The sequence below is a fragment of the Roseovarius salincola genome, from assembly GCF_026891095.1.
In the GTDB taxonomy this organism is placed as follows: domain Bacteria; phylum Pseudomonadota; class Alphaproteobacteria; order Rhodobacterales; family Rhodobacteraceae; genus Roseovarius; species Roseovarius salincola.
Window position 1 is genome coordinate 411,200 of record NZ_JAPTNL010000001.1, and the last position, 19,960, is coordinate 431,159.

The window sequence follows — 19,960 nt, forward strand, 5'->3', positions numbered from 1 at the left end:
AAGGAAAGTTTAAAATTCTCCGAAAAGACGTTGCTTTCCCGCGAAACCACCGGCGCGCGCGCCGAGCGGGTCCGAATTTCCGTTGAATCTGGAAATCGGAATCGATTCAGGTATAGTGGACCACAACGAAAACGCTGCGGGGGACGAGGGGCGAATGCGATATTTCACGATAGCGCTTGTCGCGTCGGCACTGGTCATGCCTTTGGGCACGTCTGCCGATGTGCTATCGACCAAGAACCGAAACACGTTGTTCAAATCCCAGACCGGCGTTCTGGATAACCGTGCCAAACAGCAATACAACAACTCGGTGCGCCTGCAGCCGCAGAAAGTGCACACCCCGACCAAATGGGGCGACGGTCCTTCGCGCGGCTATACTGGCGAGTATCGCGGGCATTACCTTGAAATGGCCAAGGACGCCGCCAGCCGCCATGGCGTTCCGCAGGACCTGTTCCTGAAACTCGTGCAGCAGGAATCTGGCTGGAACGACAAGGCCCTTTCGCACAAGGGGGCAATCGGGCTGGCACAACTCATGCCGGGCACGGCGCGGCTGTTGCGGGTCAATCCGCATGATCCTTACGAAAATCTTGACGGGGGTGCGCGCTACCTGGCCGAGCAATACCGGACGTTCCGTTCCTGGCGGCTGGCTCTGGCGGCCTATAACGCGGGCCCCAAAGCCGTCGAAAAATATGGCGGCGTGCCACCATTCGAGGAGACGCGCAATTATGTGCGCATCATCTGGGGAAGCTGACCGGACCCACCACCGCGCACGGGGTTCAGCATCAGGCCGCGAATCCGATCCGATAGAGATGAATTTCATTGGCAGGGTGGCGCTCGGCATTCACCAACCGTCCATTGTGGTGATTGAAAAGCGCGCGCCAGAACGGCTGGATGATGATGCCCTCGTCACGCAGGATGGTTTCGATCCGCGCGATCACCGGACGGCGGGCCTCGGGATCGGCCAGCGCCATTGCCTGATCAAGAAGAGCATCGAATTCCGCATTCGCAAAGCCGGTTTCGTTCCAGGGCGCGCCCGAACGGTAGGCAAGGTTCAGCACCTGCACGTCCAGCGGGCGGTGATTCCACTCGGTCAGTGAGAAGGGGAAGTCCTTCCAGTTTTTCCAGAAGCTCGCTCCGGGCAGGATGGCGCGGCGCACGGACAGCCCCGCATCGCTCAGCTGCGCGGCGACCACATCGCCGGTGTTGCGTTGCCATTCGTCGTCGAGCGTGATCAGCTCCAGTTCGAAGCCATCCATTCCAAGTTCGCGGATGTCGGATATAGCCTGCGCGGGGTCAAAGGGCGCGGGGCCGATATCGGCATAGGCGGGGTGGATCGGGCTTACATGGTGATTGGCGGCAACGCTGCCCCCGGCCACATAGCCCAGTTCGAGGCAGATCTCGTTATTCACCGCCAGCGCCAGCGCGCGGCGAAACCGGGCGTCTCCATAGGGCGTCTCGCCGTTCACTTGGGCACGCACATTGGTGCGGATCACGGCGGTGGCGGCGCTTCGCGTGCGGGTACCGGTCCAGCCAATATCGTCCATCACCTCGATGAAATCGCCGACGGTTTCATAAAGCAGGTCGACTGAATCCGCCTCGGCCGCAGCCACCCAACTGGCAGGGTCGGTGCCGAAATCCATGAACTCGACCCGGTCGAGATAGGGACCGCCGAACACCTCGGTTCCCCACCAGTTGTGCTCTGGGTCGCGTTCGAGCACGCATCGCTCGCCCGGAACAAGGCTGACCGGACGAAAGGGGCCGGTGCCGATACCGTACTCGAACGGGTCGCCGCCCGTGTAGCCCGCATGCATCACCGCGGCCGGATAATCAGACATGTTGGCGATGAGCGCAATATCTGGCTGTGAGAGTTCCAGCATAACGGTCAGATCGTCGGGCGTCTCGAGCGCGCCGTCGCGCAGCTGTCCGGTATCTGGGTCACTGAGGCCGAGAAACCGGCCCGCCATGGAGTTTCCGGGCACAGAGGAGTCGCACCAGCGCGCGATATTGCGGGCGACATCGTCCGAAGTGAAGGCATCACCGTTGTTCCACTGGATACCGGGACGCAGATTGAGAACGTATCGGGTCGCGTCCTCATTCGCGGACCAGGACGACAGCAGCATGCCCCTGAATGCACCGTCCCTGCCATATTCGACGAGGTTTTCAAGGAATCCGCGTGTCAGGTTGCCCATCTCGCTCCAGTCATAGGCGCGCGGATCGTCCAGCGCCTTGACGTTCTGCTGGATGCGCAATGTGCCGCCCTGTGCAATCCGCGTCTGCGCGAGAGCAGGGGCAGGCAGCGCCCCGAGCGTCGATGCCGCCGCGACGCTCATCCCGAGGCTGGTGGCGCGCGCCATGAATTCGCGCCGATCCATGCGCCCCGCCTTGAGGGCACGGGCAAGTCCGGGAGCTGCGGGATGCAGGGCAGATGACATGTTCTGGGCTCACTTTCGGGCTGGCGGAGGTGAAAGGAAAAGGTGGCGCAGTCATTACACATAGAGCCCGACCAGAGATCAACCCACACCGCGAAAGGTTGATGTGTGCGAGGCTGGTGTCGGGGGCGCGGTCGCGCTGGCCTTGCGGCGCAGTTGCGTCGGGGTCTCCCCGGTGTGATGAAGCACGAAACGCGAGAAATAGGCGGCGCTGCGGAACCCCAGCATGGCGGCGACCAGATTGAACGGACGGTCGGATTGCTCAAGCAACATGCGTGCCGCGTGAACGATGCGCTGCGTCAGAAGCTGCGCTGCACTCATGCCTGCCGCTGCGCGGCAGGTGCGGGTCAGATGCGTCGGCGTAACCCCGAGCGCAGCGGCGTAATCGGCCATCGGCTTACCGCTGGCGTGGTCGCGCTCGATCAGGGCGGCGTAGGCGCGCACCAGCCGTTCCGATGCAGGGGGGCGGGGCGGTGTTGGCGCGTCGATCATTGTGCGCCGCAACCAGACCCCGAGAAGCGCCGCAAATGCGCTCATCGCCTCGTCGTGGAAATGGCGCCGCGCGTTGTCCTCGCGCTGCATCGACTCAAGGATCGTGGCCAGCTCCGCCTGAGGTTGCGCATCACGCACGCGCAATTGCTGTGCGGTATCGGGCATCGGGACCGCCGTGTTTGGCGGGATGGTGCAGACAAGGCCGAACCCCTGCTTGCCCAGATCGGTTGCGAAAAGCGTGCCGGCCGGAATCACCAGCGCGTTGTGAACGCCCACCCCTCGGCGCAGCCCTTCGAGCAGGCATCGCCCCTGGCCGCGTGTGATCCAGACGAAAGCGTGGTTTTCACGACTGTGGGGCAGTTCCGACTGCCAGCGCGCGGGCCCGGACCATTGGGCCAAGGTCATGATTCCGGGATAGTCTTGCACGATACACCAATACCTTGAAAACACATTATTTCTGACAGTATAGGCGAAACATTTAATTTATAACAGGCATAATTGTTGAGAATGTCAAAGCGTTTCTGCACTGATCTTTTGCCATTCCCGCATCCGCGCGCGGAACCAGGTGCGTTGGCGCTTGGCAAATTGGCGGGTGGCGATGGTGGCCGCGTCGCGGGCCTCGTCCAGCGTCATGCGACCTTGGAGATGCGCGATCAGCTCCGGCGCGCCGATCGCCTTGGAGGAAGGGCGGGCCGGGTCCCAGTCGGCCAGGTTGGCGCGCGCCTCTTCGAGCGCGCCCTCGGCCAGCATCGCATCGAACCGGCGGGCGATACGGGCAGTGAGCCAGTCCTTGTCGGCATCGACCAGCAGCGCGCTGCAATGCCGTAGCGGCAAAGCGGGGGCTGGTGTCTCGTCCTGCCACGCCGCAAGGCCGCGCCCGGTCGCGCGCTGCACCTCCCAGGCGCGCTGCACCCGCATCGGGTTGCGCGTGTCGATCCGGGCGATGGTGTCGGGGTCGAGATCCATGAGTAACGCGGGCGATCCGCCTTCACGGCGCAAGGCGTCGGCAGCGTCACGGATGTCGGGCGGTGTGGGCGGGATCGGGGCAAGCCCCTCGGTCAGGGCGGTGAAGTAAAGCCCGGTGCCGCCGATGATGATCGGGCGCGCAGGGCCTTGAAGCAGTGATACAACCTCGCGCAGCCAATGGCCTGCGGAATAGTCGCCGTACCGCGGCACATGGCCATAAAGGAGATGATCCGCCACGGCCTCGTCCTGCGGCGATGGGCGGGCGGTGAGGATGCGCCAGTTCTCATAGACCTGAATCGCATCGGCATTGACGATCACGCCGCCATCCCGCCGCGCCAGGCGCAATGCGAGGGCGGATTTGCCGGACGCGGTCGGCCCGGCGATAAGGACCGGGCGGTCGCAAGGGATATCGGGCAGGGTGCTCATCGCCCTGTGAGATAGGCGGATTCGGGCACCGATGCGAGAGGCAGGCATGCAAATCGCCCGCGCGGCTGGTTTCGGTGATTGAACACCGCCGAGTTTTACTACATTTTGCGCGCGACCCGGAACCTGCATGGAGCCCCGCCGATGTCCGACACCCCCGCCCCCGAAACCAGGTTCAATCGCGTCCTTCTGAAGATATCCGGCGAGGCGTTGATGGGGGACCAGGGCTATGGCTTGCATCCGCCGACGGTCGAACGCATCGCGCGAGAGGTGAAATCAGTGCATGATCTCGGTGTCGAGATATGCATGGTGATCGGTGGCGGCAATGTTTTCCGGGGCCTCGCGGGCAGCGCCCAGGGGATGGAGCGCACCACGGCCGATTACATGGGAATGCTGGCCACGGTGATGAATGCGCTGGCGATGCAGAGCGCGCTCGAGAAGCTGGGCGTCTTCACCCGTGTGATCAGCGCGATCCGCATGGACGAGGTAGCCGAGCCCTATATCCGCCGCCGTGCGGTGCGCCACCTTGAGAAGAAGCGTGTCTGCATCTTCGCGGCTGGCACCGGCAACCCGTATTTCACCACCGATACCGCCGCCACGCTGCGCGCCAACGAGATGGCCTGCGAAGCGATCTTCAAGGGCACCAAGGTGGATGGCGTCTATGACAAGGACCCGCTGACCAACCCCGACGCCAAGCGTTTCGAGCGCGTCACCTATGACGAGGTTCTGGCCCAGCATCTCAAGGTGATGGATGCCAGCGCCATCGCGCTTGCCCGCGACAACAACCTGCCGATCATCGTCTTCAGCCTGGATGAACCGGGGGGCTTCAAGGGGATCCTTGCCGGGAACGGTACCTATACAACCGTGCATGGCTGAGGCAAAAGAGAACGACAGAACGCAAGACCCGCGAGAAGGAAGACGGAACATGGCTGAAGAGTTCGAACTTGACGTGGCCGACCTCGAACGGCGAATGGAAGGCGCGATGAGCGCGTTGCGGACAGAATTTGCTTCGTTGCGTACCGGACGGGCCTCGGCGTCGATGCTGGAGCCGGTGATGGTCGAGGCCTATGGCCAGAAAACCCCGATCAATCAGGTGGGCACGGTGAATGTGCCCGAGCCCCGGATGGTGACGATCAATGTCTGGGACAAATCGCTGGTGAACGCCACCGAGAAGGCGATCCGCGACAGCGGCCTCGGGATCAACCCGCAGCTCAATGGCACGATCATCATGCTGCCGATCCCCGAGTTGAACGAGGAACGCCGCAAGGAATTGACCAAGGTCGCCGCGCAATATGCCGAACATGCGCGTGTCTCGGTGCGCAATGTGCGCCGCGACGGCATGGACCGGATCAAGAAGGCCAAGGCCGATGGCATGTCCGAGGATGACCAGAAGTTCTGGGAAACCGAGGTGCAGGAACTGACCGACAAGTTCATTCACCAAGTGGACGAAGCCCTGGAGGGCAAGCAGGCCGAGATCATGCAGGTCTGAAGCGCGAGGACGGAGACATGGCAAGGAACAGCCCAGACACGAGCGGACCACGCCATGTTGCGATCATCATGGACGGCAATGGCCGGTGGGCGCAGGCGCGCGGACGCCCGCGCCTGTTCGGCCACCACGCAGGCGCGCGCCGCGTGCGCGAGATCGTGAGCGCCTGTCCGGATCTCGGTGTCGACTACCTGACCATCTTCGCGTTCTCGACCGAGAACTGGAAACGCACCCAGACCGAAGTCTCTGGTTTGATGGCGCTGTTCCGGCGCTACATCGTCAAGGAAATGCGGGAATTCGTGAAAGAAAACGTGCGCGTGCGCTTCATTGGCGATCGCACCCGTCTCGACAAGCCCTTGCAGGACCTGATGGATGAAGCCGAGGCGATGACCAGCCATTGCACCCGTCTCAACCTGACGATCGCGCTGAATTACGGCGGTCGCGACGAAGTTGCCCGCGCCACAAGGCGGCTGGCGCAGGATGTGGCTGACGGCGCCCTCGACCCTGCAAAGGTCGATCAGGAAACACTGCCGCGCTATCTTGATACCTGCGTGCTGCCCGATCCCGATCTGGTCATCCGCACCAGCGGCGAGGCGCGGATTTCGAATTTCCTGCTGTGGCAGTCCGCCTATTCCGAATACGAATTCATCGATACGCTCTGGCCGGATTTCACCCGCGCTATCTTTACGGATGTGCTGCGCAGTTACGGCGCGCGCGAACGGCGGTTCGGGGCCGCATCCGCATGAGCGAGCAGGCCCGATGGTCCGATCTTGCGCCGCGCGTGCTTTCGGGGCTTGCGATGGCCGGGGTCGGCGCTGGTGCGATCTGGGTCGGGGGCTGGCCGTTCAATGGGCTGATCTGCACCCTGGCGGGGCTGATGATCTGGGAAGCCGCCCGCATGTCCGAGGCACCGAGCCCGGTGCCAGCGGGCATTCTCGGCGCCATTGCGCTTGCGCTCACACTTGTGTTGCCGGGCATCTTGGTTCTGCCCTTGCTGGCCGCTGCAGCCCTTGTTGGCGCCGGACAGGCGCCGCGCGAAAAGGGACTGCATGTGCTTTTTGCGCTGTGGATCCTGCTGGGCTGCTATGTCACGGCGCAATTGCGACAGGAGGCCGGGTTCGGCTGGATGGTCTGGCTTGTGCTGGTGGTGGTTGTCTCGGATGTGGCGGGCTATTTTGCAGGCCGCATGATGGGGGGGCCGAAATTCTGGCCGCGCGTCAGCCCCAAGAAAACATGGTCAGGCACGCTGGCGGGTTGGGTCGGTGCCGGCCTCGTGGGCATGCTCATGTCTGAACCGCTGGCGGCGGGTGCGGGGCTTGTGGTTGTATCAATGCTGGTGGGCTTTGCCGGGCAGTTGGGAGATATCGCCGAAAGCGCGATAAAGCGGCGTTGCGGGGTCAAGGACAGCTCGGACCTCATTCCCGGGCATGGCGGCGTGCTGGATCGCTTTGATGCCATGCTGGGCGCGTCCGCGATGGTGATGGTGTTGTGGCTGGCCTCGTTGATGCCGGGGCTGTCATGAGGCGGATCACGATTCTCGGTGCCACGGGATCGATCGGGCAGAGCACGCTCGACCTGATCGCAAGAGAAGCCGACCGCTTCGATGTGGTCGCGCTGACCGGCGGACGCAATATCGCGCAGCTAGCAATGGATGCGCGCGCCAGCGGTGCGCAGCTCGCCGTCACAGCCCATGACGATCTGCTGGACGATCTTCGCGCGGCGCTTGAAGGCTCGGGCGTCGAGGCCGCAGCCGGCGCGCAAGCGATCACCGAGGCCGCGGCGCGGCCTGCCGATTGGATCATGTCGGCCATCGTCGGGGCTGCGGGCCTGCCGCCAGGGCTGAAGGCACTCGAACAGGGCGCGACCCTGGCGTTGGCCAACAAGGAATCACTGGTCGCGGCGGGTCCGCTACTGATGGCGAGCGCCGCGCGCCACGGCGGACGCATCCTGCCTGTGGACAGTGAACATTCGGCGGTGTTCCAGGCCCTTGTCGGCGAGAACATGGATTCCGTGCGCCGGGTGATCATCACCGCCAGCGGCGGCGCCTTCAGAGACTGGCCGCACGACCGGCTGGCGACGGTCACGGTGGACCAGGCCTCGACCCATCCGAACTGGGCCATGGGTCAGCGGATTACCATCGATAGCGCCTCGATGTTCAACAAGGCGCTCGAGATGATTGAGGCGCGCGAGTTCTTCGGCATCGATCCAGAACGGATCGAGGTTCTGATTCACCCGGAATCCCTGGTCCATGCCCTGGTCGGCTTCTGCGACGGGGCGCTGATGGCCCATGTCGGCCCGCCGGACATGCGCCACGCGATCGGTTATGCGCTGAACTGGCCCGAGCGCCGGGCGCTCCCGGTAGCGGCGCTCGACCTTGCCGCCATCGGCTCGCTCAGCTTCAGCGCCCCCGATCCCGGTCGCTACCCGGCCCTGCGGCTGGCACGCGAGGTCATGGCAGAGCGTGGGCTTGCGGGCGCCGTTTTCAATGCCGCCAAGGAGCGCGCACTTGATCATTTCATTGCCGGACGCATCGGATTTCTGGCGATGAGCGAGGTGGTCGAAGAGGTTCTGAACCGGCTTCTCGCCGAGAAAGGCCTGACTGATGCCGGGATCAGCCTTGATAGTGTGACCCATCTTGACCATCTGTCACGGGTATGTGCCGACAGGGTCGTCAACGAGCAGGACAGATAGGACAACAGGCGTGGATACAATAGCGTTTCTGCCGCAATTCGGCAGCATTTTCATGACTTTGCTGGCCTTCGTGGTCGCTCTTTCCGCTATCGTGGCGGTGCATGAATACGGCCATTACATCGTCGGACGCTGGTCCGGGATCAAGGCAGAGGTATTCTCGCTCGGGTTCGGGCCGGTTCTGTGGTCCCGCCGGGATCGCCATGGCACGCAATGGCAGGTGGCGCTGCTGCCATTTGGCGGATACGTGAAATTCAAGGGCGATGCCGATGCCGCCAGCGCGCAACACGCAGATTCCGTGCGCGCGATGTCGCCCGAAGAACGACGCCAGACCATGTCCGGAGCGCCGCTTTGGGCACGTACGGCGACTGTCGCGGCGGGACCTGTCTTCAATTTTGTCCTGTCGATCCTGGTTTTCACCGCCGTGATGATGACCCAGGGTAAGATCGCCGAACCACTGGCCGTCGGAAGCCTGAACCCTTTGCCGGTTGAGGGCATCACACTTCAACAAGGTGATGAGTTGATCGCCATCGCCGGTGTCGAAGTGCCCGAGTTCGGCGAATCGGATCAGTTTGACCCGTTCATCGAAAAGCTTCCCGCCGACCCTCTGCTGGAGTACCGCGTCCTGCGCGATGGACGTGAAGTCTCCGCACGGGGGCCGTATCCCATGCCGCCCCTTGTGGCACAGCTGGCGCCGCAATCGGCGGCTTTCGATATCAACATGCGCGCGGGCGATGTCATCACCGCCGTGGACGGCACCCCGATTCACAGCTTCGCCGAACTCAGGGAGATCGTCGAAAGCTCGGAGGGCAGGGCGCTTGCACTCGAGGTTTGGCGCGACGGTGACATACTTGATTTCGCCCTGGTGCCACGCCGGATGGACGAACCGCAAACCGAAGGCGGCTTTAGAAGTCAGTGGCGTATCGGGATCGCGGGCGGACTGGCCTTTGAACCCGCCACCGAACGTCTTGGTCCGCTCGAGGCCATGTCACGCGGCACGGTGCAGGTGTGGCGCATCATCGAAGGGTCTATTTCGGGCCTTTACCACATGATCACGGGCGCGATCAGCAGCTGCAACATGTCAGGCCCAATCGGGATTGCCGAAGTTTCGGGCGCGATGGCCAGCCAGGGTGCGCAAAGCTTCATTTGGTTCATCGCGGTTCTCTCGACGGCGGTCGGATTGCTGAACCTGTTTCCGATCCCGGTGCTCGATGGGGGGCACCTGGCTTTCTACGCTTACGAGGCCGTGAGCGGAAAACCTCCGAGCGAGGCAGCGCTCAGGATCATGATGACTGTTGGGCTGGTTCTGGTTCTCAGCCTGATGGGGTTCGCGCTATTCAACGATATTTTCTGCCCCTGACGGGCGGGGAAACAGCGCCAGACTGGCGCGTGTCAGCGCCCGGGCCAAGGGAACAGGCGCAGGCGGGGCGTGCACGCCGCGATTTTGCCACATTTCTGCACCGAATGTTGCCACGTTGCGCCTGCATCTTTTCATAGGACAGAACCGTCAGGGACTTGTTATGCAACATATCGTAAGCGGATACCGTGGGCTCAGCCTGCTGGTTAACCTCAATTGGGACCGGATTCTCTACCTGGCCACGATTCTGGTTGCGCTTCTGGCCGGTGGCTTCATCGGGTCTTTATGATTGGTCCGATGCCTCGTCGCATCGACGCGAATTTTGTCTGAAAATCTTGCTCCCCGCGTTTTGACAAGCCTCAACATACCGGATACTGACATCTGTAACAGGGATGTTTGACTGGGGTATTTGAGACATGGGAAATGAGCAGCACCGTCGCGTCCTGCGCGCGGGTTCCTCGCAAAGCGTATTGTTCGCTGTCCGGGCGTTCTGCCTCGCTCTTCTGACGGTGGCCATCATGGGCCTTCCGGGCAATGCCAATGCCCAGTCCTATCGCTTCAACAACGTCGTCGTCGAAGGCAACCAGCGCATCGAAACGGGTACCATCCTCAATTACGCCGACATCGCCCGCGGCGAGACGGTTTCCGCCGCAAAGCTGAACGAAGCCTACCAGAGCATCCTGGGCAGCGGCCTTTTCGAAAGCGTCACCATCGAGCCGCGTGGCGGGCAGTTGTATATCCAGGTGGCAGAATATCCCACGATCAACCGCATCGCCTTCGAGGGTAACCGGCGGATGAAAGACGAAGACATGCGGGGGTTCATCGACAGCGAGCCGCGCCAGGTCTTCAGCCCGTCCAAAGCCGAACGTGACGCTGCCACCCTGACCGAGGCCCTTGCTCAAAACGGGCGAATCGCGGCGCGTGTCACCCCGAAGATCATCCGCCGCAGCGACAACCGAGTCGACCTCATCTTCGAGATTTTCGAAGGCCGAAAGATTGAGGTGAAGCGTATCGGTTTCGTCGGCAATCGCGCCTATTCGGACCGGCGTCTGCGCCGGGTGATCGACAGCAAGCAGGCCGGGCTTCTGCGCGCGATCATCGAGCGCGACACCTTCGTCGAGGACCGTATCCAGTTCGACCGCCAGCTTCTGACCGATTTCTACAACGCGCGCGGCTATGTCGATTTCCGTGTCACCGGCACCAATGCCGAACTGGCGCGCGGGCGCGACGGTTACTTCGTGACCTTCAACATCCAGGAAGGCCAACAGTTCCGCTTTGGTGAGATCACCACCGTCAGCGACCGAAACGATGTCGAGCCCGAGCCGTATCACGACGTTCTCAAGGTGCGTGAGGGCGTGGTCTATTCGCCCACGCTGGTCGAAGACTCGATCACGCGGATGGAGCGTCTCGCGATCAAGAATGGCGTCGACTTCCTGCGTGTTGAGCCACGGATCACGCGCAACGACCGTGACCTGACGCTTGACGTTGAATTCGCGCTGGTGCGTGGCCCCCGTGTCTTTGTCGAGCGGATCGATATCGAGGGCAACACGACGACACTTGACCGCGTGATCCGCCGTCAGTTCGATCTGGTCGAGGGTGACCCCTTCAACCCGCGCCAGATCCGCGAAGCGGCTGAACGGATCCGTCTTCTGCGGTATTTCTCGGACGTCGATGTGGACGCGCGCGAAGGGTCGCGGCCGGATCAGGTTGTCGTCGATGTGAATGTCGAGGAGACTACCACGGGTTCACTGTCCTTCGGCGCCAGCTATTCGACCAATTCGGGCGTGGGCGTAAGTGTGGGCTTCAGCGAACGCAACTTCATGGGACGCGGCCAGCAACTCACGGCGCAGGTCTCCGCATCTGAATCCACTGCCCAGTATAACCTCAGCTTCGTGGAACCCGCCTTTCTGAGCCGCAATGTCGAGTTCGGGCTGGATTTCTCGCTGATCGAAACGGATAGCGATTTCAGCCTTTACGACACGACGATTGGTGTCTTTCGCCCAAGTCTGACCTTCCCAGTGAGCGAGAACGGGCGTTTTGGCATTTACTACGATGCCAGCTACAAGGACATGAAGGACTACAGAGGCAATACCGGTATCCTGAGCGCAGAGGTCGCGCAGGGCGAAACCTGGGCCAGCGCAATTGGCTATCGCTACACATTCGACTCGCGCCGCACAGGGCTTGATCCGAACTCCGGGGTCCTGGTCTCGTTCGGGCAGGAATATGCCGGACTGGGCGGCGACAGCGAGTACCTCAAGACAAGCGCCCGCGCCGTCGCGCAGACCACCGTTCTGAACGAGGAAGTCACGCTGCGTGCAACGCTGGAAGGTGGCGCTCTCGAGTTCATGGGCAGCAATGAAAGCCGCGCCGTGGACCGCTATACATCCCGGATCATGCGCGGATTCGAACCCAACGGCCTCGGTCCGATCGAGGGCACTGAACATCTGGGTGGCAATTACTTCGCGGTGGCCAAATTCGAAGCGGAGTTTCCGCTGGGTTTGCCGGAAGAATACGGCATCTCCGGCGGCGCATTCTACGATGTCGGCGCGATCTGGGGCGTCGACACCACCAATGCCCGCTTCCGTGTCCGCTCTGAAAGCTTCGAACCACGCCATGTCATCGGTGTTTCGCTGTTCTGGGAATCCCCCTTCGGCCCGTTGCGGCTCAACTGGTCCACGGCGCTCGAAAAGGAGCCGGGCGATCTTGAACAGAACTTCGACCTGACTGTCAGAACCGAATTCTGAGGTCCTGATGCCGACCCGGGCGCTTCTTCGCAGATCACTCATGGCGCTCTGCCTGTGTCTTCTTGGCGCGGGCACTGCCACCGCTCAGGGTGTCGGGGTCGTTCAAAGCGATGTGCTGGTGATCAATCCCGACAGGTTGTTCGCGGAAACCCAGTTGGGCGAGACCATGAACGAAGAGCTTCAAGCCAAGCGGGACGCGCTGATCGCGCATAACCGCAAGCTCGAGGCCGAGCTCGAGGCCGAAGAGAAGGCGCTGAGTGAATTGCGCGCCGAGACCAGCCCCGAAGAGTTCCGCGACCTCGCCGACGCTTTCGATGCGAAAGTCCGTAATATCCGACAGGACAGTGATCGACGTGCGCGCGATCTTGATCGGATCCGTTCGCAGGCGCCAGTGACCTTCATGCGACTGGTGGAACCGGTTCTGGTTGATATCATGCGCGATGCCGACGCGGCGGTCATCATGGACAGCCGCAGTGTTCTGCTGCGCGCCGAAGTGGTCGATATCACAGATGTTGCCGTTTCGCGGATCGACGAGGAAATCGGCAGCGAGCTGCCCGGCAGCATGGGCGGTGGTACGCCCGCCAGCGATGGCCCCGATGACCAGAGCGACGCAGACTGACCCGCGCGCTTGCCCATCCCTGGGCAAGTTGCTAGGGACATCCCAGCAATCAGTGCGAAGGACCACGCCATGACAGATCCGCTGAAAGCCGCGGATATTCACTTGATCCAACGGCTTATCCCGCATCGCTACCCGTTCCTTCTTGTGGATAAGGTGGTCGATATCAATGGCTATTCCACGGCACGCGGGATCAAGAATGTCACCATGAACGAACCCCACTTCCAGGGGCATTTTCCCGGCAAGCCGATCATGCCGGGCGTGACCATCGTCGAGGCGATGGCGCAGACGGCGGCGGTCATGGTGGGCACGGCACTTGGCATGGAGGACCGCAACATGCTGGTCTATTTCATGTCGATCGACAAATGCAAGTTTCGGCGCATGGTGGTGCCGGGCGATGTGCTTGAAATGAAACTGGAAACACTGCGCGGCAAACCTGGTGGCAAAGTGTGGAAGTTTGGCGGCATTGCCGAGGTCGAGGGTGATATGGCCGCCGAGGCCGAGTTCACTGCGATGATGGATTTGCCCAAGGAGTAAGGTCTATGTCAGACGGGGTGGAGAGCTTCGTTCATCCGACCGCGCTGGTCGAAGAGGGCGCCCGGCTTGGACCCGGCTGCCATGTCGGCCCATTCTGTCACGTTGGCCCTGACGCACGCCTTGGCGACGGGGTGGTCCTGAAATCGCATGTGGTGATTGCGGGCGACACCAGTATCGGCGACGAGACCGTGATCTTTCCCTTCGCCTGCATCGGCGAAGTGCCGCAGGATCTCAAGTTCAAGGGTGAGCGCACGCGGCTGATGATCGGCGCGCGCAACCGCATTCGTGAGCATGTTACCATGAACACGGGCACCGCCGGGGGCGGTGGTGTGACCCGAGTCGGTGACGATGGGCTGTTCATGGCCGGATGTCATGTGGCTCATGACGTGCAGGTGGGCAACCGCGTGATCATTGTCAATAACGCTGCATTGGCAGGGCATTGCGTGCTTGAGGATGACGTAATCATCGGCGGATTGTCGGGGGTGCATCAGTGGGTGCGAATCGGGCAAGGTGCGATCATCGGGGCGGTAACAATGGTTACCAACGATGTGATTCCCTATGGCCTTGTGCAGGCGCCGCGCGGCGGGCTGGACGGGCTGAACCTTGTCGGGCTCAAGCGCCGGGGCGTGCCACGGGCGGATATCACCGCGCTCAGGGCGGCGTTTCAGATGCTGGCGCAGGGCGAGGGCGCCTTTCAGGATCGCGCACGGCGGCTGGGAGACGAGGCCGAGAGCGCCTATGTGCGCCAGATCGTCGAATTCGTTACCAGCGCGAGCGATCGCTCATTCCTGACGCCGGGAGAAGGCTGAACATGGCCGGCAAACTGGCGATACTGGCCTGTTCGGGCGGGCTTCCGGTGCGGATCGCGGCGGCACAGCCGGATGCCATAAAGATCGGATTTCACGGCATTCCCAATGACCTGGACGGCGATGTTGATGTTCATCGCTTCGAGAAGATGGGCACGCTCTTTGACTCGCTGAAGGACCGGGGTGTGGACCGCGTGGTCTTTGCCGGATCGCTCGCGCGGCCGCCGTTGGATCCTTCGGCTTTCGATGCGACGATGCTGTCGCTCGCGCCGCGGTTAATGGTTGCGATGCAGGGCGGCGATGACGCGCTTCTGAGCCAGGTGATCGAGATTTTCGAGGAACAGGGCTTTGCCGTGATGGGCGCGCATGAACTGGTTCCGGGGCTGACCGCGGAAGATGGCCTGCTGGTCGGCGCGCCGCCGTCGGACGCGGATTTAAACGATGTTTCAAGGGCTTGGGACATTCTGATGGCGCTGTCTCCGCTGGATGTGGGACAGGGTTGCGTGGTCGCGGGTGGCCAGTGTCTGGGAATCGAAACGGTGCAGGGCACCGATGCGCTGTTGCGGTTCGTGGCCCAGACGCCAAAAAATTTACGTCGTGATTTCAAGGGTGTATACGTCAAAGCCGCGAAGCGGGGGCAGGATCTGCGCATCGACATGCCGGTGATCGGCCCCGACACGATCGCGGCGGTGGCCGAGGCCGGGTTGGCCGGACTGGTGATCGAAGCCGGGCGGGTCATGATCATAGATCGCGAAAGAACGTTGGATGCCATTGAAAAGGCAGGACTTTTCCTGACCGCACGGGTGCTGTGATGAAGGTGTTCCTGATCGCCGGGGAAGCCTCGGGCGACAGGCTGGGCGCGGCGCTGATGGCGGGTCTGAAATCCCTGGAAAGTGTTGAGTTTCAAGGCGTTGGCGGCCCGCTGATGGAAGCCGAGGGGATGCAGAGCCTGTTCCCGATGGATGAGCTGAGCGTCATGGGGCTGGCGGAAATTCTGCCGAAATATCCACAGCTCAGACGGCGCTTGCACCAGACCGCCGATGCGGTGCTGGCGGCGCGCCCCGATGTGCTGATCACCATCGACAGCCCCGATTTCTGCCTGCGCGCCGCAAAGCTTGTGAAGGCGAAAAGTAACATAAGAACAGTGCATTACGTGGCGCCATCGGTCTGGGCCTGGCGCGCGAAGCGGGCGAAAAAGATGGCCGGGGTGGTCGATCACGTGCTGGCGCTTTTGCCGTTCGAGCCGCCCTATATGGAAGCCGAGGGGATGGAATGCGACTTTGTCGGCCATCCGGTGGTCAGTGAGCGGCAGGCAAATACCCAAGAAATTCAAGACTTTAAGGAACGTCATGCCATCAAGGCGCCGCTCTGGATGATTCTTCCGGGGTCGCGACGGGGTGAGATCGAAGGCCTCGGCGCGCGGTTCTCGGAGGTTGTGAGGCGGGTTCTGGCGGATAAACCATTGCTATCATTGGTGATTCCGACCACGGCCAATGTCGCGCCATTGGTGCGCGAGATGGTCCGGGACTGGCCGGTGAAGCCGCTGATCCTGAGCCCCGAGGGCATGGCAGCCGAGACCTTTCAGGCCGAGAAACGCGCGGCCTTCGGTGCGGCCGATTGGGCGCTGGCGGCATCGGGCACGGTGTCATTGGAACTGGCTGCGGCGGGCACGCCGATGGTGATCGCTTATGATCTCAAGCCATTGAGTCGTATCATTATTTCGCGGATGCTGAAGGTCGATACACTGACCTTGGTAAACCTCGTATCAGAGACGCGGGCGATCCCGGAATTCATCGGCAAACGCTGTCGCCCGGAGCTGATCGCGCCCGCGATGCTGGCGCTGATGGAGGCGTCGGGCGCGCAGCGCGCGGCGATGGAACTGACCATGGAGCGGTTGGGGCGGGATGGCGAGGCCCCCGGACTGCGCGCCGCAAAGGCGGTTCTGACCCGTATGAATGCCGCCAAAGGTTAACGCGGCGCAGCTGTACAAATCGTCCGTTTTGTACGCGGGTTTTGTACCGGAAACGGAGGTGCCGCGTTCCGGTCTGTACAAAATGTCCCGTCACCCGTGATTTGACCGCTCTTCGATCCCGTCGCGACGTGGCAGGAGCGTGCGGCATTCCGGGCTGTGGTCAGCGCGATATGTTTTGGCGTATATAACGGTCATGAGTAAACAACAGAACATGGATGCGCAACGCAGCCTGCCGGGCGCTTTCGGTGGTGGCGCCATCATCGGAGCACTTGGCGGCTTGATCGGGCTGGGTGGCGCCGAGTTCCGCCTGCCGCTTCTGATCGGGGTGTTCCGCTTCGCCGCGCTGGAGGCGGTGATCCTGAACAAGGCCATCAGCCTCGTGGTCGTGGCGGCGGCCCTGCCGTTTCGCGCCGGGGCGGTCCCCTTTGCCGAGATCGCATCCCACTGGCCGATCATCCTGAACCTTCTGACAGGAAGCCTGATCGGGGCATGGGTGGGGGCGGGATGGGCCACGCGGCTGAGCACCGAGACGCTTCACAAGATACTGGGCGTCCTGATGATCGGCATCGCGGCGGTGCTTCTGCTGGGTCATGACGCGACCGCGCCCGCCGGTCTTTTCTCGGGGGCGGGGCAGGTGATCGCGGGGGTCGGGCTTGGCTTCGGGATCGGCGTTGTCGCCTCGCTCATGGGGGTCGCGGGGGGCGAGTTGCTGATTCCCACGCTCGTTCTTGTGTTCGGGGCCGATATCAAGCTGGCGGGGTCGCTTGCGCTGGCGGTGAGTCTGCCGACCATGCTGGTCGGCTTCGCGCGATACAGCCAGGACCGGAGTTTCGAGACGCTGGCGCGCAACAAGGCCTTTCTTGTGATGATGGCGGCGGGATCCGTCATCGGCGCCTTCATCGGGGGGATGTTGCTGGGGATCGTGCCGGACGCGATCCTGATCCCGGCGCTGTCGGCCATCCTGGTGATTTCAGCGATCCGGGTCTGGCGGCACGGATAACGGCCGGGTTGCGCCGGGGGGCCAGCCCCCGGACCCCCCGAGGTATTTGAAGCCAGATGAAGGGGGGCCGCGTTCAGTCGCCGCGCCAGATCCAGCCGCCGCCCAGAATGCGGGAGCCGCCGGTTTCATAGACCACGCAGGCCTGGCCCGGGCTCACGCCTTCCTCGGGGGTCAGCAATTCGACCTTGGCCTCGGTTTCGGAGAGCGGGCGGATGATCGCCTCTTGCGGGGGGCGGGTCGAGCGCAGCTTGACCGAGACATGCCATTCGGGACGCGCGGTGAAGGCGGTGTCGCCGAGCCAGTTGATTTCGCGCACGGGCACCGTGCGGGTGGCGAGCATCTCCTTTGGGCCGACGATGACGCGGCGGGCGTCCACATCGAGGCGCACCACGTAGAGCGGTTCACTGAGCCCGCCGATCCCGAGGCCGCGGCGCTGGCCGATCGTGTAGTGGATGACGCCGTCATGGGTGCCCAGCACGCGGCCATCGGCATGGACGATCTCGCCGGGTTCGGCGGCGCCGGGGCGCAGTTTCTCGATCACGCCGGCATAATTGCCGTCGGGCACGAAGCAGATGTCCTGGCTGTCGGGCTTGTCGGCCACTTGCAGCCCATAGCGCGCCGCCAGCGCGCGGGTGGCGTGTTTGGAAGGCAGGTGGCCCAGCGGAAAGCGCAGGAATGCGAGCTGCTCGGGGGTGGTCGAAAAGAGGAAATAGCTTTGATCGCGATTTGCGTCGGCGGCGCTGTGGAGTTCGGGGCCATGCGCGCCCATCTTGCGCTGGATGTAATGGCCGGTGGCCATGCAGTCGGCATCGAGGTCGCGGGCGGTTTCCAGCAGGTCCTTGAACTTCACGCGCTCGTTGCAGCGGATGCAGGGCACCGGGGTGGCCCCGGCGAGGTAGCTGTCGGCGAATTCGTCGATCACCGCGTCGCGGAAGATGTTTTCGTAATCCAGCACGTAATGGGGAAAGCCCATATCCTCGGCGACGCGGCGGGCGTCGTGGATATCGATCCCCGCGCAGCAGGCGCCTTTCTTGGCCAACGCCGCGCCGTGATCATAAAGCTGAAGGGTGACGCCGACCACGTCATAGCCTTCCTCGGCCAGTTGCGCGGCCACGACCGAGCTGTCGACGCCGCCGGACATGGCGACGACGACACGGGTGTCGGCGGGGGCCTTGGCGAAGCCAAGCGAGTTGAGCGTGGTGTCGAGGGGCATGATCTGTCTCCTTGATGCAGCGGAATATAGGAAAATGCCACCTAGTCTCAAGTGGCGGTTTCACCGGTCGTTAAGGGACAGGCGGCAGTTTGGCCGCGGGATCTAGCGAGAAGGGGTGAGACCATGTTCCTCAAGAAGACAAATGGGAAGCGGACGGTGAAGCTGCCCGATGGCAGCGTGATGAGCTGCGTCGATCTGCCGGCGCCCGATACCGCGCGCTGGACGGCGGCGCGCAAGCTGGCGGTGGTGCGCGGTGTGGCGCATGGGCTGATCGAAAAGGACGCGGCGCTGGAGCGTTACGGACTGAGCGAGGCGGAGTTCCTGGAATGGGTGAAGGGTGCCGGGGAGGGCGGCTTGAGCGGCTTGAGGGCGACCCTGCGCAAGAAAAGATATACAACCCTTGATTGAATAATTAGTTTGCGTCAACCGGGTAACTTGTGGTTAACCATAAAGAGGCAATGTAACGACTGACCATCTGGAGTTACAGCGGAGTTGAGTTAATGCGCGTGTTATTGGTTGAAGACGATCCCACCACCGCGAAAAGCATCGAGATGATGCTGAACCATGCCAATCTGAACGTCTATACAACGGATCTGGGCGAGGAGGGCATCGACCTTGCCAAGCTCTATGACTACGATCTGATCCTTCTGGATCTGGGGCTGCCGGACATGAACGGCCATGAGGTGCTGCGCCAGCTGCGCCTGGCAAGGATCGAGACGCCGATCCTGATCCTGAGCGGTGCGGATGACACCGACAACAAGATCAAGGGATTCGGCTTTGGCGCGGATGATTACCTGACGAAGCCGTTCCACCGCGAGGAGCTGGTGGCGCGTATCCACGCGATCATCCGCCGCTCCAAGGGGCATTCGCAATCGGTGATCCGCACCGGGCGGATCAATGTGAACCTCGATGCCAAGACGGTGGATGTGGACGGGCGGGCGGTGCATCTGACCGGCAAGGAATACCAGATGCTGGAACTTCTGAGCCTGCGCAAGGGGACCACCCTGACCAAGGAAATGTTCCTCAACCATCTTTATGGGGGCATGGACGAGCCGGAACTCAAGATCATCGATGTGTTCATCTGCAAGCTGCGCAAGAAGCTGGGCGAGGCGACGGGCGGGCAGAACCATATCGAAACGGTCTGGGGGCGGGGCTATGTGCTGCGCGACCCGGAACCTGAACAATCGAGCGCCGACCGCTTTGCCATTGGCGCCTGAAGCCGCATGCCGGTCCG

General features: G+C 62.5%; 21 protein-coding genes. 17 read left to right on the forward strand and 4 right to left on the reverse strand.

Annotation, left to right across the window (positions count from 1 at the left end):
- Positions 1 to 154 precede the first annotated feature (154 nt).
- Complete coding sequence (locus N5A93_RS02025; RefSeq protein ID WP_268953375.1) at positions 155 to 748, forward strand: lytic transglycosylase domain-containing protein; 594 nt, start codon at positions 155 to 157, stop codon at positions 746 to 748.
- A 31-nt stretch (positions 749 to 779) separates the two neighbouring features.
- On the opposite strand, the gene N5A93_RS02030 is transcribed toward N5A93_RS02025, so the two are convergent.
- From N5A93_RS02030 to miaA, 3 genes are all read right to left on the reverse strand, one after another.
- A complete protein-coding gene (locus N5A93_RS02030; protein ID WP_268953376.1) occupies positions 780 to 2,429 on the reverse strand; it encodes an ABC transporter substrate-binding protein in 1,650 nt (549 codons plus the stop codon).
- A gap of 78 nt (positions 2,430 to 2,507) precedes the next feature.
- Positions 2,508 to 3,323 carry an AraC family transcriptional regulator gene (locus tag N5A93_RS02035; protein WP_268953377.1) on the reverse strand — a complete coding sequence of 272 codons (816 nt, stop codon included), beginning with the start codon at positions 3,321 to 3,323 and terminating at the stop codon, positions 2,508 to 2,510.
- 105 nt (positions 3,324 to 3,428) lie between these two features.
- Positions 3,429 to 4,310, reverse strand: a complete 882-nt coding sequence (gene miaA / locus N5A93_RS02040; RefSeq protein WP_268953378.1) for a tRNA (adenosine(37)-N6)-dimethylallyltransferase MiaA — start codon at positions 4,308 to 4,310, stop codon at positions 3,429 to 3,431.
- Positions 4,311 to 4,451: 141 nt separating this feature from the next.
- On the opposite strand from miaA, the gene pyrH reads away from it, so the two are divergent.
- From pyrH to N5A93_RS02110, 14 genes are all read left to right on the forward strand, one after another.
- A complete protein-coding gene (gene pyrH / locus N5A93_RS02045; protein ID WP_268953379.1) occupies positions 4,452 to 5,183 on the forward strand; it encodes a UMP kinase in 732 nt (243 codons plus the stop codon).
- Positions 5,184 to 5,232: 49 nt separating this feature from the next.
- Positions 5,233 to 5,796 carry a ribosome recycling factor gene (gene frr, locus N5A93_RS02050; RefSeq protein WP_268953380.1) on the forward strand — a complete coding sequence of 188 codons (564 nt, stop codon included), beginning with the start codon at positions 5,233 to 5,235 and terminating at the stop codon, positions 5,794 to 5,796.
- A 17-nt stretch (positions 5,797 to 5,813) separates the two neighbouring features.
- A complete protein-coding gene (uppS, locus tag N5A93_RS02055) occupies positions 5,814 to 6,539 on the forward strand; it encodes an undecaprenyl pyrophosphate synthase (RefSeq protein WP_268953381.1) in 726 nt (241 codons plus the stop codon).
- Positions 6,536 to 7,315 carry a phosphatidate cytidylyltransferase gene (locus N5A93_RS02060; RefSeq protein ID WP_268953382.1) on the forward strand — a complete coding sequence of 260 codons (780 nt, stop codon included), beginning with the start codon at positions 6,536 to 6,538 and terminating at the stop codon, positions 7,313 to 7,315. The genes uppS and N5A93_RS02060 overlap by 4 nt, the downstream gene beginning before the upstream one ends.
- Positions 7,312 to 8,484: a 1-deoxy-D-xylulose-5-phosphate reductoisomerase gene (gene dxr / locus N5A93_RS02065; protein WP_268953383.1), complete on the forward strand. Its 1,173-nt coding sequence runs from the start codon at positions 7,312 to 7,314 to the stop codon at positions 8,482 to 8,484. The genes N5A93_RS02060 and dxr overlap by 4 nt, the downstream gene beginning before the upstream one ends.
- Before the next feature lie 10 nt (positions 8,485 to 8,494).
- Positions 8,495 to 9,841 carry an RIP metalloprotease RseP gene (gene rseP / locus N5A93_RS02070; RefSeq protein WP_268953384.1) on the forward strand — a complete coding sequence of 449 codons (1,347 nt, stop codon included), beginning with the start codon at positions 8,495 to 8,497 and terminating at the stop codon, positions 9,839 to 9,841.
- Between the two features lie 160 nt (positions 9,842 to 10,001).
- Entirely contained in the window at positions 10,002 to 10,127 is a 126-nt protein-coding gene (locus N5A93_RS02075; RefSeq protein WP_268953385.1) for a hypothetical protein, read from the forward strand.
- A 127-nt stretch (positions 10,128 to 10,254) separates the two neighbouring features.
- Positions 10,255 to 12,582 carry an outer membrane protein assembly factor BamA gene (gene bamA, locus N5A93_RS02080; RefSeq protein ID WP_268953386.1) on the forward strand — a complete coding sequence of 776 codons (2,328 nt, stop codon included), beginning with the start codon at positions 10,255 to 10,257 and terminating at the stop codon, positions 12,580 to 12,582.
- Between the two features lie 40 nt (positions 12,583 to 12,622).
- Positions 12,623 to 13,201 carry an OmpH/Skp family outer membrane protein gene (locus N5A93_RS02085; RefSeq protein WP_268953387.1) on the forward strand — a complete coding sequence of 193 codons (579 nt, stop codon included), beginning with the start codon at positions 12,623 to 12,625 and terminating at the stop codon, positions 13,199 to 13,201.
- A 69-nt stretch (positions 13,202 to 13,270) separates the two neighbouring features.
- Positions 13,271 to 13,735 (forward strand): 3-hydroxyacyl-ACP dehydratase FabZ, encoded by a 465-nt coding sequence (fabZ, locus tag N5A93_RS02090; RefSeq protein ID WP_268953388.1) that lies wholly within the window; start codon positions 13,271 to 13,273, stop codon positions 13,733 to 13,735.
- A gap of 5 nt (positions 13,736 to 13,740) precedes the next feature.
- The gene (gene lpxA / locus N5A93_RS02095) at positions 13,741 to 14,544 is read left to right on the forward strand and encodes an acyl-ACP--UDP-N-acetylglucosamine O-acyltransferase (protein ID WP_268953389.1); all 804 of its coding nucleotides are present in this window, start codon (positions 13,741 to 13,743) and stop codon (positions 14,542 to 14,544) included.
- A gap of 2 nt (positions 14,545 to 14,546) precedes the next feature.
- Complete coding sequence (locus tag N5A93_RS02100) at positions 14,547 to 15,353, forward strand: LpxI family protein (RefSeq protein ID WP_268953390.1); 807 nt, start codon at positions 14,547 to 14,549, stop codon at positions 15,351 to 15,353.
- Positions 15,353 to 16,513 (forward strand): lipid-A-disaccharide synthase, encoded by a 1,161-nt coding sequence (gene lpxB, locus N5A93_RS02105; protein WP_268953391.1) that lies wholly within the window; start codon positions 15,353 to 15,355, stop codon positions 16,511 to 16,513. The genes N5A93_RS02100 and lpxB overlap by 1 nt, the downstream gene beginning before the upstream one ends.
- A 193-nt stretch (positions 16,514 to 16,706) precedes the next feature.
- On the forward strand, positions 16,707 to 17,513 hold the full coding sequence (locus N5A93_RS02110) for a sulfite exporter TauE/SafE family protein (RefSeq protein ID WP_268953392.1): 807 nt from the start codon (positions 16,707 to 16,709) through the stop codon (positions 17,511 to 17,513).
- Positions 17,514 to 17,586: 73 nt separating this feature from the next.
- Here the strand turns inward: N5A93_RS02110 and mnmA are convergent, their stop codons facing one another.
- Complete coding sequence (gene mnmA / locus N5A93_RS02115) at positions 17,587 to 18,726, reverse strand: tRNA 2-thiouridine(34) synthase MnmA (RefSeq protein WP_268953393.1); 1,140 nt, start codon at positions 18,724 to 18,726, stop codon at positions 17,587 to 17,589.
- A 123-nt stretch (positions 18,727 to 18,849) separates the two neighbouring features.
- On the opposite strand from mnmA, the gene N5A93_RS02120 reads away from it, so the two are divergent.
- Positions 18,850 to 19,134, forward strand: coding sequence for a DUF1153 domain-containing protein (locus N5A93_RS02120; RefSeq protein ID WP_268953394.1), 285 nt, complete (start codon positions 18,850 to 18,852; stop codon positions 19,132 to 19,134).
- A gap of 92 nt (positions 19,135 to 19,226) precedes the next feature.
- Positions 19,227 to 19,943 (forward strand): response regulator transcription factor CtrA, encoded by a 717-nt coding sequence (gene ctrA / locus N5A93_RS02125; protein WP_268953395.1) that lies wholly within the window; start codon positions 19,227 to 19,229, stop codon positions 19,941 to 19,943.
- Positions 19,944 to 19,960 lie beyond the last annotated feature (17 nt).